The 26833-nt window shown below is 66.7% G+C and carries 24 protein-coding genes, 1 tRNA gene and 2 pseudogenes; 5 read left to right on the forward strand and 22 right to left on the reverse strand.

Features of this window, described 5'->3' with window-relative positions; all coding sequences use genetic code 11:
* Nucleotides 1-42 precede the first annotated feature (42 nt).
* Entirely contained in the window at nt 43-684 is a 642-nt protein-coding gene (locus tag ACX9OW_RS09220) for a LysE family translocator (protein WP_053518693.1), read from the reverse strand.
* Between the two features lie 97 nt (nt 685-781).
* Nucleotides 782-1414, reverse strand: a complete 633-nt coding sequence (locus tag ACX9OW_RS09225) for a cation transporter (protein WP_080375309.1) — start codon at nt 1412-1414, stop codon at nt 782-784.
* Between the two features lie 107 nt (nt 1415-1521).
* Between ACX9OW_RS09225 and ACX9OW_RS09230 the strand changes: the two genes are divergently transcribed.
* A complete protein-coding gene (locus tag ACX9OW_RS09230; protein ID WP_053518692.1) occupies nt 1522-2217 on the forward strand; it encodes an aspartate/glutamate racemase family protein in 696 nt (231 codons plus the stop codon).
* 19 nt (nt 2218-2236) lie between these two features.
* Here the strand turns inward: ACX9OW_RS09230 and ACX9OW_RS09235 are convergent, their stop codons facing one another.
* The 10 genes from ACX9OW_RS09235 to thrS all read right to left on the reverse strand — a co-directional run bounded on the left by ACX9OW_RS09235 (nt 2237) and on the right by thrS (nt 10637).
* On the reverse strand, nt 2237-2632 hold the full coding sequence (locus ACX9OW_RS09235) for a hypothetical protein (RefSeq protein WP_053518691.1): 396 nt from the start codon (nt 2630-2632) through the stop codon (nt 2237-2239).
* Nucleotides 2633-2848: 216 nt separating this feature from the next.
* Nucleotides 2849-2925, reverse strand: a tRNA-Pro gene (locus tag ACX9OW_RS09240).
* A gap of 67 nt (nt 2926-2992) precedes the next feature.
* Entirely contained in the window at nt 2993-3349 is a 357-nt protein-coding gene (locus ACX9OW_RS09245; RefSeq protein ID WP_053518690.1) for a MerR family transcriptional regulator, read from the reverse strand.
* Nucleotides 3330-3629, reverse strand: a complete 300-nt coding sequence (locus tag ACX9OW_RS09250) for an integration host factor subunit alpha (protein WP_005410432.1) — start codon at nt 3627-3629, stop codon at nt 3330-3332. Before ACX9OW_RS09250 ends, ACX9OW_RS09245 begins: the two co-directional genes overlap by 20 nt.
* A 27-nt stretch (nt 3630-3656) precedes the next feature.
* Nucleotides 3657-6038, reverse strand: a complete 2382-nt coding sequence (gene pheT / locus ACX9OW_RS09255; RefSeq protein WP_459062197.1) for a phenylalanine--tRNA ligase subunit beta — start codon at nt 6036-6038, stop codon at nt 3657-3659.
* Between the two features lie 85 nt (nt 6039-6123).
* On the reverse strand, nt 6124-7119 hold the full coding sequence (locus ACX9OW_RS09260; RefSeq protein WP_459062198.1) for a phenylalanine--tRNA ligase subunit alpha: 996 nt from the start codon (nt 7117-7119) through the stop codon (nt 6124-6126).
* A gap of 190 nt (nt 7120-7309) precedes the next feature.
* Nucleotides 7310-7669 (reverse strand): 50S ribosomal protein L20, encoded by a 360-nt coding sequence (gene rplT / locus ACX9OW_RS09265; protein WP_005410435.1) that lies wholly within the window; start codon nt 7667-7669, stop codon nt 7310-7312.
* A gap of 11 nt (nt 7670-7680) precedes the next feature.
* On the reverse strand, nt 7681-7878 hold the full coding sequence (rpmI, locus tag ACX9OW_RS09270; RefSeq protein ID WP_005410436.1) for a 50S ribosomal protein L35: 198 nt from the start codon (nt 7876-7878) through the stop codon (nt 7681-7683).
* Between the two features lie 266 nt (nt 7879-8144).
* Nucleotides 8145-8687 (reverse strand): translation initiation factor IF-3, encoded by a 543-nt coding sequence (infC, locus tag ACX9OW_RS09275; protein ID WP_079222586.1) that lies wholly within the window; start codon nt 8685-8687, stop codon nt 8145-8147.
* Between the two features lie 48 nt (nt 8688-8735).
* Complete coding sequence (gene thrS, locus ACX9OW_RS09280; RefSeq protein ID WP_065175534.1) at nt 8736-10637, reverse strand: threonine--tRNA ligase; 1902 nt, start codon at nt 10635-10637, stop codon at nt 8736-8738.
* A 431-nt stretch (nt 10638-11068) separates the two neighbouring features.
* Here thrS and ACX9OW_RS09285 point away from each other — a divergent pair, with 431 nt between their 5' ends.
* From ACX9OW_RS09285 to ACX9OW_RS09295, 3 genes are read left to right on the forward strand one after another with little or no spacing between them, the layout of a single operon-like run.
* Nucleotides 11069-11365 (forward strand): hypothetical protein, encoded by a 297-nt coding sequence (locus tag ACX9OW_RS09285; protein WP_197571971.1) that lies wholly within the window; start codon nt 11069-11071, stop codon nt 11363-11365.
* Nucleotides 11365-11628 carry a hypothetical protein gene (locus ACX9OW_RS09290; protein ID WP_197571972.1) on the forward strand — a complete coding sequence of 88 codons (264 nt, stop codon included), beginning with the start codon at nt 11365-11367 and terminating at the stop codon, nt 11626-11628. Before ACX9OW_RS09285 ends, ACX9OW_RS09290 begins: the two co-directional genes overlap by 1 nt.
* 10 nt (nt 11629-11638) lie before the next feature.
* Nucleotides 11639-13198 carry a PepSY-associated TM helix domain-containing protein gene (locus ACX9OW_RS09295; RefSeq protein WP_459062199.1) on the forward strand — a complete coding sequence of 520 codons (1560 nt, stop codon included), beginning with the start codon at nt 11639-11641 and terminating at the stop codon, nt 13196-13198.
* Between the two features lie 37 nt (nt 13199-13235).
* Here the strand turns inward: ACX9OW_RS09295 and ACX9OW_RS09300 are convergent, their stop codons facing one another.
* Nucleotides 13236-14426, reverse strand: a complete 1191-nt coding sequence (locus ACX9OW_RS09300; RefSeq protein WP_065181860.1) for a glycoside hydrolase family 18 protein — start codon at nt 14424-14426, stop codon at nt 13236-13238.
* A gap of 248 nt (nt 14427-14674) precedes the next feature.
* Here ACX9OW_RS09300 and ACX9OW_RS09305 point away from each other — a divergent pair, with 248 nt between their 5' ends.
* Nucleotides 14675-15733, forward strand: a complete 1059-nt coding sequence (locus tag ACX9OW_RS09305) for a serine hydrolase domain-containing protein (protein WP_197571686.1) — start codon at nt 14675-14677, stop codon at nt 15731-15733.
* On the opposite strand, the gene ACX9OW_RS09310 is transcribed toward ACX9OW_RS09305, so the two are convergent.
* The 9 genes and pseudogenes from ACX9OW_RS09310 to rimP all read right to left on the reverse strand — a co-directional run bounded on the left by ACX9OW_RS09310 (nt 15702) and on the right by rimP (nt 26463).
* Complete coding sequence (locus ACX9OW_RS09310) at nt 15702-17264, reverse strand: winged helix-turn-helix domain-containing protein (RefSeq protein ID WP_459062200.1); 1563 nt, start codon at nt 17262-17264, stop codon at nt 15702-15704. The genes ACX9OW_RS09305 and ACX9OW_RS09310 overlap by 32 nt on opposite strands.
* Before the next feature lie 136 nt (nt 17265-17400).
* Entirely contained in the window at nt 17401-19509 is a 2109-nt protein-coding gene (gene pnp, locus ACX9OW_RS09315; RefSeq protein ID WP_053518678.1) for a polyribonucleotide nucleotidyltransferase, read from the reverse strand.
* A gap of 151 nt (nt 19510-19660) precedes the next feature.
* Nucleotides 19661-19921: a 30S ribosomal protein S15 gene (rpsO, locus tag ACX9OW_RS09320; protein WP_005417886.1), complete on the reverse strand. Its 261-nt coding sequence runs from the start codon at nt 19919-19921 to the stop codon at nt 19661-19663.
* Nucleotides 19922-20093: 172 nt separating this feature from the next.
* Nucleotides 20094-21002, reverse strand: a complete 909-nt coding sequence (truB, locus tag ACX9OW_RS09325) for a tRNA pseudouridine(55) synthase TruB (RefSeq protein WP_283219665.1) — start codon at nt 21000-21002, stop codon at nt 20094-20096.
* Nucleotides 21003-21113: 111 nt separating this feature from the next.
* Nucleotides 21114-21497: a 30S ribosome-binding factor RbfA gene (gene rbfA, locus ACX9OW_RS09330; protein WP_053518676.1), complete on the reverse strand. Its 384-nt coding sequence runs from the start codon at nt 21495-21497 to the stop codon at nt 21114-21116.
* A 123-nt stretch (nt 21498-21620) separates the two neighbouring features.
* Nucleotides 21621-23552 (reverse strand): annotated as a pseudogene (gene infB, locus ACX9OW_RS09335) (translation initiation factor IF-2); the annotation flags it as partial.
* A 32-nt stretch (nt 23553-23584) separates the two neighbouring features.
* Nucleotides 23585-24263, reverse strand: a pseudogene (locus ACX9OW_RS09340) (translation initiation factor IF-2 associated domain-containing protein); the annotation flags it as partial.
* Nucleotides 24264-24356: 93 nt separating this feature from the next.
* Complete coding sequence (gene nusA / locus ACX9OW_RS09345; protein WP_053518673.1) at nt 24357-25868, reverse strand: transcription termination factor NusA; 1512 nt, start codon at nt 25866-25868, stop codon at nt 24357-24359.
* Nucleotides 25869-25872: 4 nt separating this feature from the next.
* Nucleotides 25873-26463: a ribosome maturation factor RimP gene (gene rimP, locus ACX9OW_RS09350; protein WP_053518672.1), complete on the reverse strand. Its 591-nt coding sequence runs from the start codon at nt 26461-26463 to the stop codon at nt 25873-25875.
* Nucleotides 26464-26833: the final 370 nt, after the last annotated feature.

Below are 26833 nucleotides of genomic sequence, written 5' to 3' on the forward strand. Positions count from 1 at the left end.
CTCGTGAGGGAGCCGCGCGTGCGGCGTGAAGCCGCATACGGATCAACGGGGCCGGAAGCGCAGCAGGGCCACCGCGAACGCCAGGAACACGCTGCCCACCAGCCGCTCGAACCAGCGCCGGGCGAACGGCCGGCCGAGCCAACGGCGCAGGCCATGGCCACCGGCGGCATACATCACGTACCAGAACAGCTCGCAGCTGGCGAAGGTTGCCACCAGGACGCTGTACTGCACGGCCTGACCCCGCGCGGGATCGACGAACTGCGGCAGGAACGCCGTGGCGAACAGCAGCAGCTTGGGATTGCTCAGGCCCACCAGCAGGCCGCCGCGGAATACCGCCCAGGCTCCGTCCGCTGACAGCACCGTCGCCGGGGCCTCAACGTCCACCGGCGCTGCCGGCCGGCTGCTGTCGCGCCACGCTTTCAGGCCCAGCCAGGCCAGGTAGGCCACGCCCAGATAGCGCAGCACTTCAAACAGCATGGGTGAGGAGTGCAGCAGTGCGCTCAACCCGGCGGCGGAGGCCGCCAGTACCGCCAGCATGGCCAGCAGGCAGCCGGCCATGGCCGGGAGGCTGGCGCGGAATCCCAGGCCGACGCTGCGTCCGAGGATATGCAGCATGTTCGGTCCAGGGGTGCCACACAGCACGAACACCGTAGCCAGGAACCACCACCAGGTCTGCAGGGACATTCGGCCATCCACGAAAGAGAACCGTCCCAGCATAGGCGGTGGCTCACCGCGACGTCACATACAGCGCGATGCCGATGCGACGGTTACAGGCGGCCACTCACGCATGAACCTGCCGTGCCGCGCGCAGCTCCGACCACGCCGTACCCAGCACACGCATCGCCGACCGCAGAAACAGCACCAGCAGTGCGGCCGCCACCAGCAGATCGGGCCAGCCCGCACCGAACAGCGCCACCAGCCCTGCAGCCAGCAGCACCGCCGAGCCCTCGTACAGATCGTTGCGCGAGCACTCCCAGGCGGACGCCAGGTTGACGTCATCGTTGCGATAGGGTGTGAGCAGCCACAGGCACAGTGCATTGGCTGCCAGATTGAGCAGGGCGGCCAAGCCCATGCTGGCGAACAGCGGCACCTCCGGATGCAGCAGGCGCCAACCGATCTGCACCGCCACGGCCACCGCTGCGGCAAGGATCAGCAGCCCCTTGAACAGCGCCACACGTGCCTTGGCGACGATGCCCGCACCCACCACCGCGAGGCTGAGCGCATAGGTGGCCGCGTCGCCCAGATTATCCAGCGCACCGGACAGCAGTGACGAAGAATGGCTGTACCAGGCAGCCAGCACCATCATCGCGAACGTGGCAAGGTTGACCAGCAGCACGATCCGCAGCACGCGGCGGTGACGCGCCTGCATCGCCGCCAGGTCCATCGTCCTGCCGCAGCCACAGCATTCGCCCATCACCCTGCCCTCGATCATCGATGGCCGCATTATCGCGCCTGTCAGCGGTCGCGGCGACATCGCCGCCCGCCTGTGCTGCAATGGCGCCTCCCCACCTGGAGCGGCACATGAAGACCCTGGGCCTGATCGGCGGCATGAGCTGGGAGAGTTCGGCGCAGTACTACCGCCTCATCAACGAAGAGGTGCGCCGTCGCCTGGGGGCCGCGCACTCGGCGCAGCTGCTGATGTGGTCGGTGGATTTCGCTCCGATCAAGCAGTTGCAGCACGACGGCGACTGGGATGCGCTTGCGCGGCACATGGTGGATGCGGCAGAGCGGTTGCAGGCGGGCGGCGCCGATGTACTGCTGATCTGCACCAACACGATGCACGCGCTGACCGCACAGATCGAAGCAGCCTGCCCGCTGCCGCTGCTGCACATCGCCGACCCGACCGCCACCGCCATCGTGGCGGCCGGTTGGCGCAGGGTGGGCCTGCTCGGTACTGCTTTCACAATGGAACAGGACTTCTACCGGGGACGCCTGGCCGGTCGCTTCGGGCTGGAAGTGCTGGTACCCGACGCCGAAGATCGCCAGCAGGTCCACGACATCATCTACCAGGAGCTGATCGCCGGCGTGGTCAGCGAGCGCTCGCGACAGGTCTACGCAGACGTGATCGCGCGGCTGGTGGCGCGTGGTGCCGAAGCGATCATTCTCGGCTGTACCGAAATCATGCTGCTGGTACGCCCGCAGGACAGTGCGGTGCCGCTGTTCGACACCACCAGCCTGCACGCTCAGGCAGCGGTTGACGCCGCGCTGGCGGGATAGACGGCCGGCGTGGACGCGATCACTCTGCCCCCTGCACTTCCAGCGCCGTGACCAGCCAATTCACCACTGCCTGCGAGTCGCACAGGAAGAAGATCGCATCCCCGGACCGGGCCTCGGTCAACAACCGATAGACCGTGATCGCCACCGCCGACTGGTTGGCGATGAACACTTCGGGGCTGCGCGGCCCCTCGTTGTGCCGGGAAACGGCCTGCAATGCGCGGCGCGCAGCCACCGTTGCGGCCGGGTCGGCACTGCGGGTCAACTCGGGCCCACGCAGGCCCCAGCTGACAAAGACGTGCTTGCCCTTGAACGTGGTGTCCAGGACCTGCACCTCGGCGGCACCTGCCTCAGCCGAGCGATGAATGACGGTACTGCTGATCAACGCAACCCCCTGTGGTCGTCGTGGTCCGCGCATCCACCTCCACGGACCCGCTGCACGCCCGTGACCGCAGCCACATGCTGCGCCAGCGGACGCGGAAGAGAGACGGAAGGAGAAACCGATGCGATCGGATGTGCAGCGATGATACGGGATGTCGGTCACGCATGGGCCGGCGTACGCGGCCGCATCGCCCATCGGTTCACCCACAAAAAAGCCCACGCATCGCTGCGCGGGCCTTCTGTTCCATCACAGTGGTCGGGACGGCCGGATTCGAACCGACGACCCTCTGCCCCCCAGGCAGATGCGCTACCAGGCTGCGCTACGCCCCGACTGATGCTGCGATGTTCCCGCCAGTGCGGCGGGGCGTGAAGTATAGCGGATCACGCGGGATTTGGGTCACCGGCGAAGCAATTGCAGCACTTCTTCCAGCTCCATCCGCACCTGCTTGATGATCTGGTTGCTCAGCGCCGATTCCTCGCGGGCATCAGGACCCTCCAGACGCAGGCGGGCACCGCCGATCGTGTAGCCCTGTTCGTACAGCAGGCTGCGGATCTGCCGCACCATCAGCACGTCATGGCGCTGGTAGTAGCGGCGGTTGCCGCGGCGCTTGGCCGGCTCAAGGCTGGGAAACTCTGTTTCCCAGTAGCGCAGCACGTGCGGCTTGACGTCGCACAGCTCGCTCACTTCACCGATGGTGAAGTACCGCTTGGCCGGGATCGGCGGTAGTTCGCGGTTACTGCCCGGATCCAGCATAAGCTTCCACCCTTTCCTTGAGCTTCTGGCCCGGACGGAAGGTGACCACCGTACGGGCGGAAATCGGAATTTCCTCGCCGGTCTTCGGATTGCGGCCCGGGCGCTGGTTCTTGCGCCGCAGGTCGAAATTGCCGAAGCCCGACAGCTTCACCTGACGTCCCTGTTCCAATGCTTCACGCAGCACATCGAAAAACGCGTCGACGAATTCCTTGGCTTCACGCTTGTTCAGACCGACTTCGTCGAACAGCTTTTCCGCCATCTCCGCCTTGGTCAATGCCATTGCCTGCTACCCCCGAGTGCTGCCCGCTCAGCCGCGGATCCGGGCGTGGTGTTCACGCTCGATGGCGGTGACCGCCTCGGCCACCACCGCATCCACGTCGCGGTCCGTCAGAGTGCGCGACTTGTCCTGCAAAATCAAGCCCATAGCGAGACTCTTGAATCCCGGCTCGACCCCTTGGCCCACATAGCGGTCGAACAGGTTCAGCTCGCGCAGGAGCGGGCCGGCGGCCTTCCGGACCGTGGCGGCCAGATCGCTCCAGGCCACCTGCTCCGGCACCAGGAACGCCAGGTCGCGGCGCACCGCCGGGAAGCGCGACAGCTCGCCGGCACGCGGCAGGCGGCGCGCCGACAGCGGCTCCAGGTCCAGCTCGAAGGCGTAGACGTCGGCCTCGATGTCCATCGCCTTGGCCAGGCGCGGGTGGATCTGGCCGATCCAGCCGATCGCAACCCCGTCGCGGAACACCTCGGCCGAGCGCGCCGGGTGGCCATGCGCACGGCTCGACGGGCGGAACTCCAGCGAGGCACCACTGGCAGCAGCCAGGGACTCCAGATCACCCTTCAGGTCATGGAAATCGACCTTGCGGGAAGGCAGACCCCACTGCACCGCCTGCGCATCGCCGCACACCGCGGCAGCAACACGCGGAGTTTCCAGCGGCGCCGGCTGGCCCTCCCCGGCCTGGCGGGCGAACACGCGGCCGATCTCGAACAGGCGCACCCGGCCCAACTGGCGCGCGGCGTTGCGGCCCAGCGTGGCCACCAGGCCCGGCAGCAGCGACGGGCGCATCACTGCCAGTTCGGCCGACAGTGGATTGGCCAGCGGCACCAGATCGTCGCGCAGCTGCCACTGGGTCAGCAGCGCATCGTCGACGAAGGCGAAATTGAGGGTTTCCTGCAGGTCGCGCGCGATCAGCTGGCGACGCACGCTGAGGGTGTCGAGCTGGGTCTCGCTCGGCATCGCCACGCGCGCGGCACCGCCCGGCAGGGTGGTGGGAATCTGCTCGTAGCCATGGATGCGGGCCAGCTCTTCGATCAGGTCCTCTTCGATGGCGATATCGAAACGGCGGCTCGGTGCGGTGACCTGCCAGCCGTCGGCCGTGGCGACCACCTCCATGCCCAGCGCGCGCAGGATGCGCTCCACTTCGGCATCCTCGATGGTGATGCCGAGCACGCGGGTAATGCGCGCGCGGCGCAGCGCGATGGTGGCCGGCTGGGGCAGGTCAGCCTCGCGCACGGCCTCGGTGACCGGTGCCGGGGTGCCGCCGGCCAGGTCCAGCACCAGGCGGGTGGCGTACTCGATGGCGGTGCGCGGCAGCGCCGGATCGACGCCGCGCTCGAAGCGGTGGCCGGCATCGGTGTGCAGGCCCAGCTTGCGGCCACGGCCCATGATCGCTGCCGGTACGAAGTGCGCAGCCTCCAGGAACACGCTGGTGGTCGCGTCGGTCACACGGGAATCGAAGCCCCCCATCAGACCCGCCAGGCCCACCGCGCGATCAGCATCGGTCACGACCAGGAAACTGTCGTCCAGCACGGCATCGCGGCCATCGAGCAGCTTCAGGTTCTCGCCTGCACGTGCGCGCCGCACGGCGATGCTGCCCTGCAGGGTGCCCAGGTCATAGGCATGCATCGGCTGACCCAGTTCCAGCATCACGTACTGGGTGATGTCGACCAGCAGCGACACCGGACGCACGCCACTGCGGCGCAGGCGCTCGGCCATCCACAGCGGGGTCTTCGCCGCAGGGTTCAGGCCCTCGATGACGCGCCCCAGGTAACGCGGCGCCTCGGCGCCGGCGTCGAGCCGGATCGACAGCTCGCGGCTGCCGACGGCGGCGACCGGTGCTGCAGCGAAGTCCAGCACCTGGCTGCGGGTGGCGGCCGCTACGTCGTAGGCGATGCCGCGCACGCTGAAACAGTCGGCACGGTTCGGGGTCAGCTTGATCTCGATGCTGGCATCGGGCAGGCCCAGGTAGTCGACCAGGGCCTGGCCGACCGGGGCATCCGCGGGCAGTTCCAGCAGGCCGGAAGCATCGTTGTCCAGGCCCAGCTCCTTCGCCGAGCACAGCATGCCGTTGGACTCGACACCCCGCAGCTTGGCCGGCTTGATCTTCAGTTCGCCGATCTGCGCACCGACCATCGCCAGCGGCGCGACCAGGCCCGGACGCGCGTTCGGTGCGCCGCAGACGATCTGCAGCAGCTCGCCCTGCCCGGCATCGACCCGGCAGACCTGCAGGCGGTCCGCTTCGGGATGGCGCACGGCCTCGACGATGCGCGCCACCACCACGTGCTGCAGGCCCTCGCCCAACGCGGTCACGTCTTCCACTTCCAGGCCGATCGCGGTCAGCACCGCACTCAGCTCATCGCGCGACGCGCGGGTGGGGACGTGGCTGCGCAGCCAGTTTTCGGAGAATTTCATGTTGTCACCCTGGTGGACCCGGCGCAGGCGCCTGGGCCGTCGAATGTTTGAGTCCGCCAGGCTGGGCCCGGCGTTGCCGAATGCGTTACGCGAACTGCTTCAGGAAGCGCACATCGTTCTCGAAGAACGCGCGCAGATCGTTGACGCCGTAGCGCAGCATCGCGAAACGCTCCACGCCCATGCCGAAGGCGAAACCGGTGTAGCGCTCAGGATCGATGCCGACGCTGCGCAGCACGTTCGGATGGACCATGCCGCAGCCGAGCACTTCCAGCCAGCGGGTGCTGCCATCGGGCTGCTGCCAGGCGATGTCCACTTCCGCACCGGGCTCGACGAACGGGAAGTAGCTGGGACGGAAGCGCATCTCGAAGTCGCGCTCGAAAAAGGCACGGACGAATTCGGCCAGCGTGCCCTTCAGGTCGGCGAAGGTCGAATGCTCGTCCACCAGCAGGCCTTCCACCTGGTGGAACATCGGCGAGTGGGTCTGGTCGCTGTCGCTGCGGTACACCTTGCCGGCGGCGATCATGCGCAGCGGCGGCGCATGGTCGCCCATGTAGCGCACCTGCACACCGGAGGTATGAGTGCGCAGCAGGCGGCCGTCACCGAAGTAGAAGGTGTCATGCATGGCGCGCGCCGGGTGGTGCGGCGGGAAATTCAGCGCCTCGAAGTTGTGCCAGTCATCCTCGATCTCCGGCCCTTCCGACAACTCGTAGCCCAGTCGGCCGAAGATGCCGGTGATGCGCTCCAGGGTACGGGTGATCGGGTGCAGGCCGGCGCGTTCGCCATTGCGGCCCGGCAGGGTGATGTCGATGGCTTCGGCGGCCAGGCGTGCATCCAGTGCCGCATCTTCCAGCAGCGCCTTGCGCTCGCCGAGCGCGCGGGTCAGCGCGTCGCGGGCCTGGTTGATCGCTTCACCGGCAGCCTTGCGCTCGTCGGCCGGCAGGGCGCCGAGCTGCTTGAGCTGCGAGGTGATGCTGCCACTCTTGCCAAGCAGGGCCACGCGCAGCTGTTCCAGCACGTCGGGGCTCTGTGCAGCAGCCACCTCGGCCAGCGCCTGGGTGGTGAGGGATTGGATGTCGCTCATGGGGGGCCGGAACTCCAGTCGATCTGCCATCGCGGCAGGCGAAGGGCCGACCCCTGTCGCCACCGCCGTCCCCGCGTCGCCGTGGCCACGCCGGGACCCAAAAAAGAATGGGGAAGGACTTGCGCCCTTCCCCATGCATTGCCTTGACCTGACACCGTTCCGGATGAACGGCAACGGCATCGGGAAGGACTTATGCCGCCAGCGCGCCCTTGGCCTTTTCGGCCAGCGCGGCAAAGCCGGCTGCGTCGTGCACGGCAATGTCAGCCAGGACCTTGCGGTCCAGGGTGATGCCGGCCTTCAGCAGACCGTTCATGAAGCGGCTGTAGCTCAGACCATTGATGCGGGCAGCCGCATTGATACGGGTGATCCACAGCGAACGGAAGTTGCGCTTCTTCTGCTTACGGCCGATGTAGGCGTACTGCTGTGCCTTGATGACCGCCTGCTTGGCGACGCGGAAGACCTTGCGGCGGGCGTTGTAATAGCCCTTGGCGAGATCCAGAATCTTCTTGTGGCGGCGACGCGCCTGTACGCCACGCTTAACTCGTGCCATTTTTCAGTTCCTCAGAGGTAAGGGAGCATGCGGTCCAGACGGCCTGCGTCTTCTGCACGGACATGGCCCGTCTGACGCAGATTACGCTTACGCTTGGTCGCTTTCTTCGTGAGGATGTGGCTACGGTTGGCGTGGCCGCACTTGTACTTGCCCGAGGCGGTCTTGCGGAAACGCTTGGCCGCTGCCCGGTTGGTCTTGATCTTGGGCATTGCAATGTCCTTGATGGGATTTGACCCTGGTTTCTGACTGATCTGGCGGCGGCCTGGGCCGCTCTTTCCGTCCTGCCATGATCGGCGTACGACCCGTCCTGGGTGGGTCGAGCCGGGCATGATACAGGCAAAACCGCCCTGCCACCAGCCCCAGCACCCCTTGCGCCGGCATTTCACCGGCATCCTGCAAAAGCAAAGGGACGCCAGTGGCGCCCCCTTACCCTGAACCATTCAGCCAGGCGCCCCGGAAGGCGGCCCGTCAGGCCTCAGGTCTTCTTCTTCGGCGCGATCATCATGACCATCTGACGCCCTTCCAGGCGCGGACGGGATTCAATGACGATGTCCTCGCCCAGATCGGTCTCGATCCGGTTGGCCATTTCGCGACCCAGTTCCTGGTGGCTCATTTCACGGCCACGGAAACGGATGTTGACCTTGATCTTGTCGCCTTCTTCAAGGAACCCGCGCATCTTGCGCAGCTTGATCTGGTAGTCGCCCTCGTCCGTGACCGGACGGAACTTCACTTCCTTGATCTCGACCTGCTTGGTCTTCTTCTTGGCCTCGCTGGCCTTCTTCTGCGCTTCGAACTTGAACTTGCCGAAGTCCATGATCTTGCAGACCGGCGGATCGGCCTGCGGCTGGATTTCGACCAGGTCCAGGCCTTCATCTTCGGCCATGGACAGCGCTTCGTCGCGCGACAACACGCCGATCATTTCTCCGTCACTGCCGATCACGCGGACGCGCGGCACACGGATTTCCTGATTCTTGCGGTTCTGTTTGTTGTCAGGGGTGCTGATATTACGTTCTCCCAAGGGTATCGAACCGGTCCGGGTGCCTGTGCCCCCGGACCGGACCTTTGCTTACGCGCCCTCGGCCTGGAGCCGCTCGATGAAGGCCTGCAGGCTCATGCTGCCCAGGTCTTCGCCAGAACGCGTACGCACCGCCACAGCCCCATTTTCCTTCTCGCGGTCACCAATGACCAGCAGGTAGGGCACGCGCTGCAACGTATGCTCGCGGATTTTATAGCCGATCTTCTCGTTACGCAAATCCGAGCTGACGCGGAAGCCTTGCTCCGCAAGGGTTTTGGTCACGCCCGAGACGTAGTCGGCCTGGGCGTCGGTAATGTTGGCCACCACCACCTGGGTCGGCGCCAGCCAGGCCGGGAACTGGCCGGCATGGTGCTCGATCAGGATGCCGATGAAACGCTCCATGGAGCCGACGATCGCCCGGTGCAGCATGACCGGATGCTTCTTCTGGCTGTTCTCGTCCACGTACTCGGCGCCCAGGCGGCCGGGCATCATGAAGTCGACCTGCATCGTGCCCAGCTGCCAGGTACGGCCGATGGCGTCCTTCAGGTGGTACTCGATCTTCGGGCCGTAGAAGGCGCCCTCGCCTGGCAGCTCCTGCCACTCCACGCCGCAGCTGGCCAGCGCCGAGCGCAGTGCGCCCTCGGCCTTGTCCCAGGTGGCGTCATCGCCCAGACGCGATTCCGGCCGCAGCGCGATCTTGATCTGGATCTCCTCGAAGCCGAAGTGCCGGTAGACCGCCAGCGCCTGCTGGTGGAAGGCGGTCACCTCGGATTCGATCTGCGCCTCGGTGCAGAACACATGGCCGTCATCCTGGGTGAAGCCGCGCACGCGCAGGATGCCGTGCAGTGCGCCGGAGGGCTCGTTGCGGTGGCAGGAACCGAACTCACCGTAGCGGATCGGCAGGTCGCGGTAGCTGTGCAGGCCCTGGTTGAACACCTGGACGTGGCCCGGGCAGTTCATCGGCTTGACCGCGTAGGTGCGCTTCTCCGACTCGGTGAAGAACATGTTGTCCTGGTAGTTGTCCCAGTGACCGGACTTCTTCCACAGGCTCACGTCCAGGATCTGGGGGCAGCGCACTTCGCCATAGCCGCTGTTGCGATAGACCTTGCGCATGTACTGCTCGACCACCTGCCACAGCGCCCAGCCCTTGGGGTGCCAGAACACCAGGCCCGGTGCCTCTTCCTGCAGGTGGAACAGGTCCTGCTGCTTGCCGATGCGGCGGTGGTCGCGCATTTCGGCTTCCTCGATGCGCTTGATGTAGGCATCGAGCTGCTTCTTGTCGGCCCAGGCGGTGCCGTAGATGCGCTGCAGCTGCTCGTTCTGCGCGTCACCACGCCAGTACGCACCGGAAATGCGGGTCAGCTTGAAGGCCTTCAGGAAGCGCGTGTTCGGCACGTGCGGGCCACGGCACATGTCCACGTACTCCTGGTGGTAGTACATGCCCATGGCCTGGATGTCGTCGGACATGTCCTCGATCAGGCGCAGCTTGTAGTCCTCGCCACGCGCCTTGAAGATCTCGATCACTTCCGCGCGCGGCGTCATCTTCTTGATGACGTCGTAGTCCTGGGCGATCAGTTCACCCATGCGCTTCTCGATCGCGGCCATGTCGTCCGGGGTGAACGGGCGCTCGGAGTAGATGTCGTAGTAGAAGCCCTCGGCGATCACCGGGCCGATGACCATCTTCACGTCCGGGTACAGCTGCTTGACGGCATGGCCGACCAGGTGGGCGCAGGAGTGGCGGATGATCTCCACGCCCTCCTCGTCCTTGGCGGTGATGATGCGCAGGCTGGCATCGTGATCGATGACGTCGCTGGCATCGACCAGCACGCCATCGACCGAGCCGGCGATGGTCGCCTTGGCCAGGCCGGCACCGATCGACTGGGCGACGTCCATGACGCTGACGGGGTTTTCGAACTCGCGGCGGCTGCCGTCGGGAAGGGTAATGTTGATCATCGCAGTGGCTTCGTGCGGGGGCCCGCGCTGCGGGCTGGAAAGCGGCTCCGGGCAGGCGCCCGGGCAATAAAAAAGCGCCGCGAGGGCGCCTGGAACGCAGGGCCTTCGGGGGCAGGTCAACCGTGGGCGGTGGTAGTGCTCATGTCGCACGCTCGGCCGGCGCTGGGCGCGGGCCACCTTGTTCCAGTCAGGATAATGACTGCGATTTTAGACCAGTGCGCGGGAAAGCCCAAGCACTCCCCGTCGCGCCCCTGAATGGCCGTCGCTGGCAGCCTGAAATCGCAATGATTACCATATCCAGGCAGCCCGCCCCGTGCCAGCCTGCCCGCTTTCCCCCAGGACCTCGTGATGCGCCACCCGCTCCGACCGGCCTACGCCGGCCCCGCCCGTGTCCCGCGTTCGCCGCCCTCGCGCCGCGCAGGCTGCCGGCAATGATCACTGTCGGCCTTTCCACGCTCGGCTTCTGCAGCCTGGGCGTGCTGTCTGCGATGTTCTCGGCGACGGCCTTCTATGCCGCCTCGCCGCATTGCCGCTGGCCGCGCCTGCGCCGGGCTGGCCGGCTTGGCCGACAGATCGGCCTGGTTGCCGCTGCGGCCGCACTATGGCTGTGGATGGCCGAACTGGGCTTCGCCGCGGGGCTGGTGGCGATGCTGTGCACCTGGATGCTGGCGGCGATGCTGCTGCCGGCCATCGCCGCCTGGCACCGCCCCGGCACGGAGCCGCGCTGATGTGGGCCCGCGCCCTCGCCGGCATCTTCGCCGGCTTCCTGCTGGCCGCGGCCGCCACCGGACTGGTGGCCTGGCTGCCGCCCGGCCCATGGCAGCACGCCCTGGTACCGGCCCTGATCGCCTTCATCCCGCTGTGGATGCTGGCCGCCCTCTGGGCGTTCAGCTTCCGCCGCGCCGCACACGCCTGGCTGGCCCTGGCCGGCACTGCTGGCGCCGGCTTCGCCGTGCTCGGCCTGCTGCGCCTGGCCGGTGCGGTGCAATGAGACCGTCCCCATGAAGTTCTCCTCGCAGACGCTGCGAACGTTCACCACCCTGCACACCTGGGTCGGCCTGGTCGCCGGCTTTGGCCTGTTCGTGGCCTTCTATGCAGGCGCCCTGACCCTCTTCCACCATGACCTGCCGTTGTGGCAGACGCCGGGCGCGGCGACGGCATTGCCCGCGGACCTGGATGACGCACAGCACCTGCTCGAGGACGTGCTGGCAGCCCACGCGGAGGCACGCCGCCATGTCGGCATGACCTTCCCCGGCACCGACCATCCGCAGCCGCTGGCCTACTGGCAGACCGATGACGGCAGCTGGCGCTATGCGTGGCCGGGACACACCGCCGGCAGCCCGACGCCGCCGCAGACCGGTCTGGCCGAACTGGTCAACGAGCTGCATTACAGCCTGGGCCTGCCGGTGGCCGGCGTGTATGTAATGGGCATCGTCAGCCTGCTGTACGGCATGGCCCTGCTCAGCGGCCTGGTGATCCACCTGCCGAAACTGCTGGGTGACCTGTTCGCGTTGCGCCCGGGCCGCAACCTCAAGCAGCAGTGGCAGGATGCGCACAACGTGATCGGCGTGCTCAGTCTGCCCTTCCATCTGATGTTCGCCGTTACCGGCGCCCTGCTCTGCCTGGCGTTCGTACAGATGGCACTGCTCAATCCGCTGATCTTCGATGGCAAACTGCTGCAGGCCGTGCCGACCGCGATGGATACCGCTCCGGTGCGCGAGGCCAGCGGCGTTCCGGCACCGCCGGGCAGCCTGCAGGTCCTGCATGCGCGCGCCCTGGAAGTGGCCCGCGCCCAGGGCGTGGCCAACTTCGAACCGGCCTATCTGAAACTGGCCAATGGTGGCGACGCCAAGGCCACCATCGAGATCACCGGCGAATCCACCGGCACGCTGGGCCCGCTGGGCGCGGTCGCCCTGGACGTGACCACCGGCGACGTGCTGGCCACGCAGCTGCCGGGCCAGCGCGATGCCAATCACGCTACGCTGAGCGCCGCCTATGCGCTTCATTTCGGTGAGTTCGGCAACGGCGTGGTGGTCTGGTTGTACTTCCTGATGGGGCTCGGCGGCGCCTTCCTGTTCTATTCCGGCAACCTGCTGTGGATCGAATCGCGACGCAAGCGACGCCAGCCCGAGCAGTCGCGTGCGGCCGTCAACATGGCGCGTGCCACCGTCGGTGTCTGCATCGGCCTGTGCGTGGCGATCTCGTTGGCGTTCGTGGTAGCGCTGGTGCTCGAACGCGCAGCACCCGCGGCGGTCGACCCGGGCATCCGTTGGGCCTGTTTCAGCAGTTGGGCCGCGTGCGCGCTGTGGGCATTCCTGCGCAGGCCCGCACAGGCTGCCCGGGAACTGCTGTGGGCCGCTGCGGCCGCGACCGCGCTGGTGCCGGTCGTGCATGGTGCATTGAACGGTGACTGGCTGTGGCGTGCCGCCGCTGCCGGGCACTGGCCGCTGTTCTGGATCGACGCCGTCGCCCTGGCGATGGCCTTCGGCTTTGCGCGCCTGGCGCTGGCCAGCCAACGCCGGGCGCGCAACGGCGACCCCAACAGCGTCTGGGCCGACTGACCGCCCCGCCGGGCCATGCCGGCGGAGCGCGGCGCCTTCAATCGCCCACGCGGGCCTTGTGCCAGGGTGCCAGCATCGCGTTGAGCAGGCTGGCCTGTTCATCGTCGCCGGTCAGCTCCCACATGAAGACACCGGCCAGCCCCTGTTCGCGGGCGAACTGCGCCCGCAGGCCGATCGAACGCGGGTCTTCATAGCTGATGAAGACGTTCTCCCGCGGGTTGTACAACCACGGGCTCTGCGCCTGCGGGTGCCAGTGCCTGGTCCAGCCCGGCTGATCGAGGTAACGCGCCTTGATCACCCGCCAGTCGCCGGCATCGGCCGGCGCACTGTAAGCCTGGTACAGGCCGTCGGCAGTCTCCCCGGTCACCTTGAAGCCGCGCCCGTAGAACGGCACGCCCAGCACCAGCTTGTCCGCCGGCACGCCATGTTCGCGGTAGTACTGCACCGCACCGGCCACGTTGTTCCAGCGCCGCAGTTCCGGCGCCAGCGGGTCGGCCGGCACTTCATGCAATGGCGCGTTGAAGGTCGACACGGCCGAAAAACCGGTACCCATGTCGTAGCTCATCAGGTTGATGAAATCGAGTATCCGGGCCAGCGCCGGCAGGTCGTAGCTGGCGGCGGGATCATAGGGGCCATCGGTCTGCAGCCGGCCAGCGGCCAGCGCGGCGGTCAGCAGCATCGGCTGCCCTGCCCTGCGCCCGTACGTATCGAGCGCGGTACGGAACGCCTGCGCCAGGCGCGTCATGTTGGCCCGGTCCTGCGGACGATGGGCCAGTTCCTTCGGGCCGCCACTGACCGGAAACTCCCAGTCGATGTCCACGCCATCGAAGCTGCCTGCGTGCCGTTCGAAGAACAGCGCCATGCAGGAGTCGACCAGGCGCCTGCGGCTGGCTTCGGTCAGCGCGGCATCGGAGAACCCACCGGCGCCCCAGCCGCCGATCGAGATCAGCGTGCGCAGATGCGGATGCGCTTTTTTCAGGTCAGCCAGCTCGGCAACGTTCTTCGATGCGTCCGCACCGATCACGCATCGGCCGTCTTCGATGGTGGAGAACGCGTAGAACAGATGCGTCAGGCGCTCGGCTGGAATGCTCGAAACCGGATAGCGCCCGGCCGAGCCACCGGGGTAGTAGGCGCCGAAGATCGGCGACTGCGCCGGCGCAGCGTGCACTGCGCCGGGCACGGCAGCGGTGACGAGTACGGCAAGGACGGCCAGGGTCTGGCGGAACATGGGATCTCCCGGTTCGAAGGCGCAGCCACGGTAGCAAACCGATCACGCCCCGGCGCGGCTTCATCGAATGTCGTCCACTGGACAGGCACGGACGCCCGCAGGATGACATCGGCATGTCCCTGACGCCCCACGGCAGGACAGCGCGCTGCCGTCGCCGGTACTGGCCCTTCAGAATTCTTCAGACACGCTTCCAGCACTTCAGCGAAGGACCGGGCTCAATCCAGTCTCCTTTCCGATGGAGCCCGACCATGCGTCCGTTGATGCCCTTCCTCCTTCTGCTGCTGGCATTCATACCCCACACCACCGGCGCCGCAACGCCTGCCTCCGTCCGCCTGCCCGCCCTGGAGCAGGCCATCGCCCGCGATGACCTCAAGCAGATCCGCAGCGTGCTGCTGCAGGTCGACGGCAACGTCGTCTACGAGGGCTACTTCAACGGCGCGGACGCGGGCACCCTGCACGATGTGCGCTCGGCCAGCAAAAGCGTGACCGCACTGCTGATCGGCGCCGCCATCGGCGAGGGGGCGCTGCCGGGCGTGCAGGCCCGGGTCTACGACTACTTCCCCGGATTCACCGCGCGCCACGTCGTCGACCCGCGCCTGCGCGCCATCACCCTGCAGGATCTGCTGACCATGAGCAGCCTGTGGGAATGCGACGACGAGAACCCGTTCTCGAGCGGCCACGAAGAGCGCATGTACGTGAGCGAGCGCTGGCTGGACTTTGCCCTGTCCCTGCCGGTGAAGGGCTTCGCGCCCTGGATGCAGCGACCGGAGGACAGCCCTCATGGCCGTTCCTTCGCGTACTGTACGGCCGACTCGTTCGTGCTCGGCGCCGTGCTCGAGAGGGCCACCGGCATGCCACTGTCGGACTATGCCGCCCGGGCACTGGAGCGTCCGCTGGGCATCACCGAGAGCCACTGGAACCGTTCACCGGAGGGCATCGGAATGGGAGGCGGCGGCACGCGCTACCGCAGCCGCGACCTGGCGCGGCTGGGGCAGCTGGTGCTGGATCAGGGGCGCGGCAATGGCCGGCAACTGGTTCCCCGTGATTTCATCGCTGCAATGATCCAGCCACAGGCCCGCACTGGCGATGGCAGCGAGTACGGCTACCAATGGTGGGGCCTGCAGCTGACGGTGCAGGGCAGGCAGCGGACCGTGTGGGCGATGTCCGGCAACGGTGGCAATTATGTCTTCCTGATTCCTGACAGGAATGCCGTGGCCGTAGTCACCAGCCAAGCCTACAACCGCAGCTTCGCCCATCCGCAGTCGCGGCGGATTCTCACTGAGTTCCTGCTTCCCGCACTGCGCTGAGACCGGACAGATCGGAGGGTCGCCATGCGGCGGCGAGGACCTGCGCGCGCTGCCTGGCGACATCCGCATCGATACGCGCCAGCAGCGGCTCCCACTCCGGCGCGCTGCGCAGCGGAGCATACAGCGGCGTGGCACGCAGCCATGCCGCATCGCGGAAGCCATCGTCCACCGCCTGGTGCAGCGCGGCCACGGCGGCCTTCGCATCACCCACCGACTGCAAGAGCAGAGCCCGCTCGAGCGCAGCATCGGCCCAACCATCACCCCTCCCCGCCGGCAGGCGCTGCAATCGCGCACGTGCCCATGCCGGATCGATGGCCGTCGATCCGTACAGGCCCGCCAGCGTCTCTCCCAACGATTGCTGCGGCCGCAGCCGGTGCGCCGTCGCGAACGCCTCGGCCGCCGCCGCGGTGTCACCGGCCAGCAATGCCAGTTCTCCCTGCAGGCGCAGCAGCTGGGGGTGTGGTGTGCCACGCGTCAATGCGATGGCCAGCTCCTCCCGGGCGCGCCCGGCGGCCCCGGCAACGTACAGGCTGCGCGGCCACGCGATGTTGGCGAACACGTTGTCCGGGTAAAGCTGGAAGTTGCGCGCATGGCGCTGCGCTGCCGCCTGGGTGAAACCGAGCAGTTCCATTTCGCGCGCCACCTGCACATCACGGAAGCGGATGCGTTCGGGTGCCTTGAGCGCGAGGTTGGCGCGCAGCGCCAGCGACAGGTGGCCCTGCTCCTGCTGCAGGTAGGCCAGCGATGCGCGCGTGCGCTCGTCCGCAGGATCGAGCTGGATCGCGCGCGCGTAGTCGGCTACCGCATCGTCCATCCGCCCAAGGCAATCATGCGCATACCCGCGCAGGGCGTACGTGGCACCGTCATGCGGCGCTCGTGCACGTTCGGAGTCGGCCAGCGCCAGCGCTTCGCGCATCTGCTGCGGAGAACCGTTGAACAGGCATCCCTGCGCCGACAATGCACGTGCCAGCCCACGCCGGGCCGCACTGGATTCTGGATCGACCTGGAGTGCCTGGCGGTAGAGGGCGATCGCGCGTTCGTTGTTGCTCGCCTGGCCGATGCCGGCGTAATAGTCCGCGCGCTGCAGCAGGGACGTCGCTGCGGCGGGCGGAGCCTGGTCCGGCCACGCCAGCACCGCCACCGCCAACCCGCCCACCGCCACCAGCGCTGCAGCCCACCACCAGCGCCCTCGTGACGATCCGATCACTGGCGGCGGTGCCATCGGTATCGGTGCGGCGCACAGCTGATAGCCGCGCCCGCGCACCGAACGGATGTAGCGCGGCCGACGGCTGTCATCGCCGAGTGCCTGCCGCAGCAGTTTCACCCGCTGACTGACCGCATCCTCACCAACCACCGCAGGTGCCCAGACCTGGGCCGCCAACGTGTCGAAATCCACCACACGGGTGCCGTGTGCAAGCAGCACGTCGAACAGGGTCCAGCTCAGGCCACTGATGGGCAGGGCCTCACCGGCCCGGCTCACGCGCTGCGCCGGGCGGTCGATGTCCAGGTCGAGCAGGCGCAGGAGGTCCATGACAACAGCATAGCGGCAAGCCCGCTCAGGATGCCGGACAAAGAAAAAGCGGGCCGAAGCCCGCTTTCTCATTCCAGCGATGTCAGCGGCGGTGCTCAACCGGGGTTGACACCTGCCGTGATCGACCGTGGGTCGATCATTCGGCGCTGGCGCCCTCGCCTTCTTCCACGGCCTTCATCGACAGGCGGATACGGCCCTGCTTGTCGACTTCCAGCACCTTGACCTTGACCACATCGCCTTCCTTCAGCTTGTCGCCGACCTTCTCGACGCGCTCGCTGGAGATCTGCGAGACGTGGACCAGGCCGTCCTTGCCCGGCAGGATGGTGACGAACGCGCCGAAGTCCATGATCTTGGCGACCTTGCCTTCGTAGATGCGGCCCGGCTCGACGTCCGAGGTGATCTGCTCGATGCGGGCCTTGGCGGCCTGGGCAGCGATCGCGTTGACCGAGGCAATGACGATGGTGCCGTCATCCTGGATGTCGATCTGGGTGCCGGTTTCCTTGGTGATGGCCTGGATGGTCGAGCCACCCTTGCCGATCACTTCGCGGATCTTGTCCGGGTGGATCTTGATGGTCAGCAGGCGCGGCGCGTAGTCGGACAGTTCCGAACGCGGAGCGGTCAGGCCGTGGGCCATTTCGCCCAGGATGTGCAGACGGCCAGCCTTGGCCTGCTGCAGCGCCTGCTTCATGATCTCTTCGGTGATGCCTTCGATCTTGATGTCCATCTGCAGGGCGGAGATGCCCTCAGCGGTACCGGCCACCTTGAAGTCCATGTCGCCCAGGTGATCTTCGTCACCCAGGATGTCGGACAGGACGACGAAGCGGTCGCCTTCCTTGACCAGACCCATGGCGATACCCGCCACCGGGGCCTTCACCGGCACGCCGGCGTCCATCAGGGCCAGCGACGAACCGCAGACCGAGGCCATCGACGAGGAACCGTTCGACTCGGTGATTTCCGAGACGACGCGGATGGTGTACGGGAAGGCTTCCAGCGACGGCATGACAGCCAGCACGCCGCGCTTGGCCAGGCGACCGTGGCCGATCTCGCGGCGCTTCGGACCCATCATGCGGCCGCACTCACCCACCGAGAACGGAGGGAAGTTGTAGTGGAAGAGGAAGTTTTCCTTGTACTCACCGGCAACGGCATCGATGACCTGACCGTCGCGGGCGGTGCCCAGGGTGATGGTCACGATGGCCTGGGTTTCGCCGCGGGTGAACAGCGAGGAGCCGTGGGTACGCGGCAGCACACCGGTCTTCACGGAGATCGGGCGGACGGTATCCAGCGCACGGCCGTCGATGCGGACCTTGGTGTCCAGCACCGAGTCGCGCATGGTGCGGTATTCCAGTTCGCCGAATTCCTTCGACAGCTCGGCCGGGTTCCAGCCTTCGGCAGCCACGCGGCCGGCCAGGGCTTCGACCACGTCCTTCTTGATCGCCGAGATGGCATCGCGACGCTGCAGCTTGTCACGCACCTGGAAGGCTTCGCCCAGGCGCGGGCCGATGGCTTCCTTCAGGGCGGCGATCAGCGCTTCGTTCTTGGCCGGGGCTTCCCAGGTCGACGGCTTGGTGCCGGCTTCGACGGTCAGCTCGTTGATCGCGTTGATGACCTTCTGCATTTCGCGGTGACCGAAGGTCACGGCGCCCAGCATCACTTCTTCCGACAGCAGCGCGGCTTCGGATTCGACCATCAGCACGGCGTTGGAGGTACCGGCAACGACCAGTTCCAGCTGCGAGTCAGCCAGTTCACTGACGGTCGGGTTCAGGATGTACTCGCCGTTCTTGTAACCGACCTTGGCAGCGCCGATCGGACCCATGAACGGGGTGCCGGCCAGAGCCAGGGCCGCCGAAGCACCGATCAGGGCCGGAATGTCACCGTCCACGTCCGGGTTCAGCGACATCACCGTGGCGATGATCTGCACTTCGTTCTTGTAATCTTCCGGGAACAGCGGACGGATCGGACGGTCGATCAGACGCGAGATCAGGGTTTCCTTCTCGGTCGCACGGCCTTCGCGCTTGAAGAAACCACCCGGAATACGGCCGCCGGCGTAGAACTTCTCCTGATAGTCGACGGTCAGCGGGAAGAAGTCCTGGCCTTCGCGCGCGCTCTTGGCGGCGACGGCGGTGACCAGCAGTACGGTGTCGTCCATCTTGACGATGACGGCGCCGCTGGCCTGACGGGCGACTTCGCCGGTCTCAAGCGTGACGGTGTGCTTGCCGTACTGGAAGGTTTTGGTGATTTTTGCCACGGAGGGTGTCCTTGGGGATGCTGTCTGCGAATTTGGACCGTCGGCGACCCTTGCCGCCAGCGGGTGACCGGATCGTTCCGGCCTGAATCGGGGATTGCGGTACTACAAAACAAAACCGCGGCGCATCGCTGCGCCGCGGGGGATTCGTTGCTTAGCGACGCAGGCCAAGCTTCTCGATCAGGGCCTTGTAACGCTCGACGTCCTTCTTCTTCAGGTAGTCGAGCAGGCTGCGACGGCGGTTGACCATCTGCAGCAGGCCGCGGCGGCTGTGGTGATCCTTCTTGTGGGTCTTGAAGTGGCCGGTCAGCAGTTCGATGCGGGCGGTCAGCAGGGCCACCTGGACTTCCGGGGAGCCGGTGTCGGCGGCGCTGCGCTTGTTGTCTTCAATGACCTTCTGGGTGTCGATCGACATGTCTTTTTCTCAGTGATGCGTGGCCGGCAGGAACGCGCTTCGCGCACCGCCAGGCTCGCCGTGGACTACAGGGATGAAACCTGCGCGGGGCAGGCTGCCAGAAAATGGCCGCGAAATTGTAACGGCCAGGGGCTCCGGGGACAAGGACCGGGGCTGAACCGCCCCGCCCTGTTCAGAGGTTGAATCGGCGCTGCGGGGCCAGCAGGCCACTGTCATCGACCTGACCGAGGCCCTGGACAGCGGCGTCCGGACCGAACACCGCCACCAGACCGCGCGGCCAGCCGGCATCGCGCAACCGCTGTCCCATGCAGAACCGTTGCGTCTGGGCGGCGTCCAGCTCGACCCGCGGATACCCGGCCAGACCGTCGGCCAGCGGCAGCAGCAGCGCATCCATGGCCGCCAGGTCGCCCGTTTCGACCATGGCCCGCAGCTGGTCCAGGGTGACCATCGCCGGCTCGCGGAACGGCTCCACCCACAGCCGGCGCAGGGCGCTGATGTGCGCACCACAGCCCAGCGCCTCGCCGAGATCACGCGCCAGGCTGCGGATGTAGGTACCCGAGCCACAGGTGACGCGCAGGCGCAGCCGCTCGGGCTGCTGTTCCAGGACCTCGATGGCATGCACCTGGACCTGCCGCTCCGGCGCCTCGATGGCGTCGCCGCGGCGGGCCTTCACGTACAGCGGCTCGCCTCCCTGCTTCAGCGCTGAATAGATCGGGGCCCGCTGGCGGATGCTGCCGGTCAGCGGTGCCAGCGCGGCCTGCAGGACGTCAGCAGTGATCTGCGGCACCGGACGCTGCAGCAGCACCTCGCCCTCGGCGTCATCGGTGTCGGTGGTCTGGCCGAGCACGATCTCGGCGTCATAGGCCTTGGCCGAGCCCAGCAGCAGGCCGGCGATCTTGGTCGCCTCGCCGAAGCACAACGGCAGCAGGCCGGTGGCCAGCGGGTCGAGACTGCCGGTATGCCCGCCCTTCTCGGCACGGAACAGGCGGCGCGCCACCTGCAGGGCAGCGTTGGAGCTCATGCCGGTCGACTTGTCGAGCAGCAGGATGCCGTCCAGGCGGCGGAACTGAATTCGGGTCATGACAGATACGGGTGTAGCGCCGGACCATTCCCGGCAAGCGCGCGGCGCGGCCTGCATCAGACATCGCGCAGCCGGAATGCAGCAACGCCGGGCATGCCCGGCGTCGCGCGGTTATTCTTCGTCGCTTTCGCGGCGCTTCTCGGCAGCCACGGTGTCGGGCAGATCGCGCAGGATGTTGTCGATGTGCTCGCCCCGATCAACCGAGTCGTCGTAATGGAAATGCAGCTCCGGCACGTGACGCAGCTTCATCGCCCGGGCCAGGTCCATGCGCAGGCGATAGCCCAGTTCCTTCAGGCCGGCCACCGCTTCGGCCGAACGTTCCGGCATCAGCGCGGTGACAAAGACCTTGGCATGGGCCATGTCGCGGGTGATTTCCACGTCGGACACGCTCACCGAGGGCAACCCGTGCTCGCGCACGGCGTTGTGCACCAGGGTGCCGAGTTCACGGCGCAGCTGGGCGGAGACACGGTCGGTTCGATGGAAAGTCTTGGGCACGCGGTCGGGCTCTTGAATTGAATGTGACCCGACCAAGGTCGGGCCCTACCGGGAGAGACGGCCCGACCGGGGTCGGGCGCCACCAGGGGTGGACCCGCCCGCGAGGGCCGGTCCGTTGCAGCATTACAGGGTACGCGGCACTTCGATGCGCTCGAAGCACTCGATCTGGTCGCCCGGCTTGACGTCGTTGTAAGCCTTCACGCCGATACCGCATTCGGTACCGTTGCGGACTTCCTCGACGTTTTCCTTGAAGCGACGCAGCGATTCCAGCTCGCCTTCGAACACCACCACGCTGTCGCGCAGGACGCGGATCGGCTTGCTGCGCTTGACCACGCCTTCGATGACCATGCAGCCGGCGACGGCGCCCAGCTTGGAGCTGCGGAAGACATCGCGGACCTCGGCGATACCGATGATCTCTTCGCGGATCTCCACGCCCAGCAGACCGGAGGCCACCTGCTTCACCTGATCGATCACGTCATAGATGATCGAGAAGTAACGCAGGTCCACGCCGTTGGATTCGATGATGCGACGGGCCGAAGCATCCGCACGCACGTTGAAGCCGATGACGGTGGCCTTGGAGGCGGCAGCCGAATTGGCGTCCGACTCGGTGATGCCGCCCACGCCGGAGTGGATCACGTTGATGCGGATGTCGTCGTTGGACAGCGCGACCAGGGCCTGGCTCAGCGCCTGCACCGAACCCTGCACGTCGGCCTTGATGACCAGGTTGAGGACCTGCTGGCCCTCACCCTTGCCCAGGGTCGCCATGATGTCTTCCATCCGGCTGCCCGCCGTGGCGACCAGGCGCGACTCGCGGCGCTTGGTCTCACGCTGCTGGGCAACGTCCTTGGCCAGACGCTCGTCCTCGACCACCACGAAGTCGTCACCGGCCTCCGGCACGCCGGACAGGCCCAGGACCTGCACCGGGATGGACGGGCCGGCGAACTCCGGCTGCTTGCCGGTTTCGTCGAACAGCGCTCGCACGCGGCCGTACTGGATGCCGCACACCAGGTAATCGCCCTTCTTCAGGCGGCCCTGCTGCACGAGCACGGTGGCGACCGGGCCGCGGCCCTTGTCCAGCGACGATTCAATCACCACGCCGGACGCGCGGCCTTCATCGACAGCCTTCAGCTCCAGCAGTTCGGCCTGGATCGAGATGGCGTCCAGCAGGTCGTCGATGCCCAGGCCGGTCTTGGCCGAGATCTCCACCATCTGGGTGTCGCCACCGAAGTCTTCGGCCACGACCTGCTCGGTCAGCAGTTCGTTCTTGACCCGCATCGGATCGGCGTCGGACTTGTCGATCTTGTTGATTGCCACGATCAGCGGCACACCGGCGGAACGGGCATGCTGGATCGCTTCCTTGGTCTGCGGCATCACGCCGTCATCGGCCGCGACCACCAGCACCACGATATCGGTCAGCTTGGCACCGCGGGCACGCATCGAAGTGAAGGCTGCGTGGCCCGGGGTATCCAGGAAGCTGATCACGCCCTTCGGCGTATCCACGTGGTACGCACCGATATGCTGGGTGATGCCGCCGGCTTCGCCGGTGGCGACCTTGGTGCGGCGGATGTAATCCAGCAGCGAGGTCTTGCCGTGGTCGACGTGGCCCATGATGGTGACCACCGGCGGGCGCTGCACGGCTTCGCCCTGGTTTTCACCGGTCGATGCCAGCAGTGCGTCTTCGGCGTCGTTGTCGTTGGCACGGATCGCCTTGTGGCCGAGTTCCTCGGTCACCAGCGCCGCCGTGTCGTGGTCGATGGACTGGGTGATGGTGGCCATCACGCCCATCTTGAACAGCGCCTTGACCACCTCGCCGCCCTTCAGCGCGAGCTTCTGCGCCAGGTCGGCCACGGTGATCGTGTCGCCGATCGCCACTTCACGCACGACCGGTGCGGTCGGACGTTCGAAGGCATGCGGACCGGCGTTGCTGCCACCGCGCGACATGTCGCGACGGCCGCCGGCCTGGTTCCGGCCGCTCGGACGACCACGGGTCGTGCTGTTGCTGTTGCCACGACGTGCACGGTCGGCGGCCGACAGGTGCATCTGGCCGGAGAAACGATCGCCCGGGCCACGCTCGTTGCGCGGCGCGCTGCGGTTGTTGCGGTCCTCGCTGCGTGGCGGAGCGCCACGCGGGGCAGCCGGGGCTGCGGCCGGGGTACGCGGCGGACGCGGTGCGGTTTCGTCGATCGGAGCGCGCGTCTTCGGCTGGCTGGCGGCCAGCGCCTCGGCGGCCTTGGCGGCAACCGCTGCTTCCTCTGCAGCCTTCTTCTCGGCTTCGGCACGCTCCTTGGCGGCAATCTCTTCCTCGCGTGCACGGACGATGGCCTCGTCGCGCAGACGGTCCTTCTCGGCCAATGCCTGCTGTTCGGCGAGGTTGCGGGCGCGCGACTCTTCCAGCTTGCGCAGGATGTCGGCGCGCTCTTCGTCCGGAGTCATCGCACGACCACCATCGGACTTGACGTAGGTACGCTTCTGGCGCACCTCGACATTCACGGTCGTCTTGCTGCGACCGGAATTGACCGTCACTTCCTGCTGTTTACGGCGGTTGAGGGTGATCTTCTTTGCAGACTGATCGGTCTCTTCCGGCGCCTGCTCGGGCTTGCCGTGCGAACGACGAAGGAAGCCCAGGAGCTTCACCTTCTCGGTGCTGGTCACGACCTGGTCGGGACCGCTGAACTTCATGCCGGCACCGGCCAGCTGTTCAAGCAGTTTTTCGACCGGTGTGTTGACCAGTTCGGCAAGCTTGCGGATGGTGGTTTGCTGCGACATTCGGATCCTATGATCTTGTGGGCGCCCCCCCCGCATCTGGAGGTGGCGCGGATTCTACGCCCTGAGCGGCTCAGGGCCCTGTTCATTGCCGGCTCATTCGCCGCGTTCCAGTCGGGCGATCTCCTCGGCACGCGCGGCCAGGATCAGCGCGGCGGCGCGCTCCTGGTCCAGCCCTTCGATGCCGAAGTCCACGACCTCGTCGGCGGCCAGGTCGGAGAGATCCTCGCTGGTGCGCACGCCGTGGCCGGCCAGCGCATACGCGGTGGCTTCGTCCATGCCCTTCAGGGACAGCAGGTCCTGCGCCGGCTGGCCGTCTTCAAGGCCTTCCTCGACTGCCAGGGCCTCATTGAGCAGCGCATCGCGGGCACGAGCGCGCAGCTCTTCGACGATATCCTCGTCGAAACCTTCCACGGCCAGCAGTTCGCCGACCGGGACATAAGCGATTTCCTCGACGGTGCCGAAGCCTTCGCTGACCAGGATGCCGGCGATCTCCTCGTCCACTTCCAGCTTGTCCATGAACAGCTGGCGGGCCGAAGCCTGCTCGGCCTCCGACTTGGCGGTGACCTGGTCCTGGGTCATCACGTTGAGCTGCCAGCCGGTCAGGCGGCTGGCCAGGCGCACGTTCTGGCCACCCTTGCCGATCGCCTGGGCCAGGCGGTCCTCGGCAACGGCCAGATCCATCGAGTGCTTGTCCTCATCGACGATGATCGACTGCACCTCGGCCGGCGCCATCGCATTGATGACGAAGTTGGCCGGGTTGTCGTTCCACAGCACGATATCCACGCGCTCGCCATTGAGCTCGTTGGACACCGCCTGCACGCGCGAACCGCGCATGCCGATGCAGGCACCGATCGGATCGGTGCGCTGGTCGTGGGCCAGCACGGCGATCTTGGCGCGGTCGCCCGGATCGCGGGCACAGGCCTTGATTTCCACCAGGCCCTGACCGACTTCCGGCACTTCAAGCTTGAACAGCTCGATCATGAACTCCGGCGCGGCGCGGCTGATGAACAGCTGCGGGCCACGCGGCTCCGAGCGCACTTCGGCCAGGTAGCCGCGGACGCGGTCACCGGCGCGCAGCACGTCGCGCGGAATGCCCTTGTCCTTCGGGATGAAGCCTTCGGCGTTGCCGCCGAGGTCGACGTAGATGTTGCCACGCTCGGCACGCTTGACCACACCGGTGATCAGCTCGCCGACGCGGTCCTTCCATGCGTCCACGACCTGCTGGCGCTCGGCTTCGCGAACGCGCTGCACGATCACCTGCTTGGCGGCCTGGGCGGCGATGCGGCCGAAGTCCGGGTTCTCGATCTGCTCTTCGATGTAATCGCCGACGTCCACGCCCTCGGCTTCATCGATGGCGTCCATCAGGCGGATCTGGCGGTCGGGCGACTCCATGACCACGTCATCAGCCACCACTTCCCAGCGACGGAAGGTTTCGTAGCTGCCATCCTTGTGGTCGATGACCACGCGGGTCAGCACTTCCTCGTCGGGATAGCGCTTCTTCGCTGCCGAGGCCAGGGCGGCCTCGATGGCATCGAAGATCACTTCACGCGGCACGCCCTTCTCGTTGGCGACCGCGTCGACTACCAGCAACAGTTCCTTGCTCATTGGCTCACTCCGCGCGCGGCTTCTTTGCCGCCGGCTCGTTGGAAGAAGAATTCTTGTTCGGCTTCGGACGCTTCGGTGCCGGACCGGTCGGCTTGCTCGGGGCCAGCCCCAACGCCACCCAGTCGGGCAGGATCCGTGCCTTGTCGATGTTGTCCGCCGACACGACCACTTCGGCCTTGTCGACGATGAAGGTGATGGTGCCCGCAGCCTCGTCGGTCGCTTCGATACGGCCCTGCAGGCGACGTCGGTTGTCCTGCGGCAGCTTCAGGGTGACCTTGGCCGACTCCCCCAGGTGGCGAGTGAACTGCTCCAGGTTGAACAGCGGACGATCGACGCCCGGCGAGGACACTTCCAGCGTGTAGTTGCCGCTGATCGGGTCTTCGACGTCCAGCTGCGCCGACACTTCGCGGCTGACCCGCTCGCAGTCGTCGACATTGATGATGCGCTCGGGCTGTTCAGCCAGCGGCACGTCGATGTAAAGGCGCAGGGTCGCACCGCCGGGGGCCGGCAGATACTCAACGCCCAGCAGCTCCAGGCCCAGCGACACAACGGTCGGGGCGAGCAGATTCGCGATGTCGGTTGCCTTGTCGCTCACAGCCTGCCTTGATCTCTTGGTTGGGTGCCGGCCATGGCCGGCGTGAACATGACGCCCCGGAAACGACAAAGGGCCCGCAGGGCCCCTTTTTCCGGAAAGACTCCGGTGACTGGATTCCGGTTGCAGCACGCCGCGAAGGCATGTTGCGAGCCCTCCTTCCGGGTGAGGTCTCCCCAGGGGAGCGCCGCCTTCAGGGGTACTGCTTAGGCCGATGATGATAGCGGCTGCACCGCGCTGGTGCAAGGCAGGGACCCGGGGTCAGATCCCTTTTCCACGGAAAAAGGATCTGACCCCGAACACGTGGAAAGCACACAGACCTCAAAGAAAAACGCCTTCGAAGCAGGACTTCGAAGGCGATCTCTTTACTGTA

The organism is Stenotrophomonas genospecies 5 (assembly GCF_054473825.1).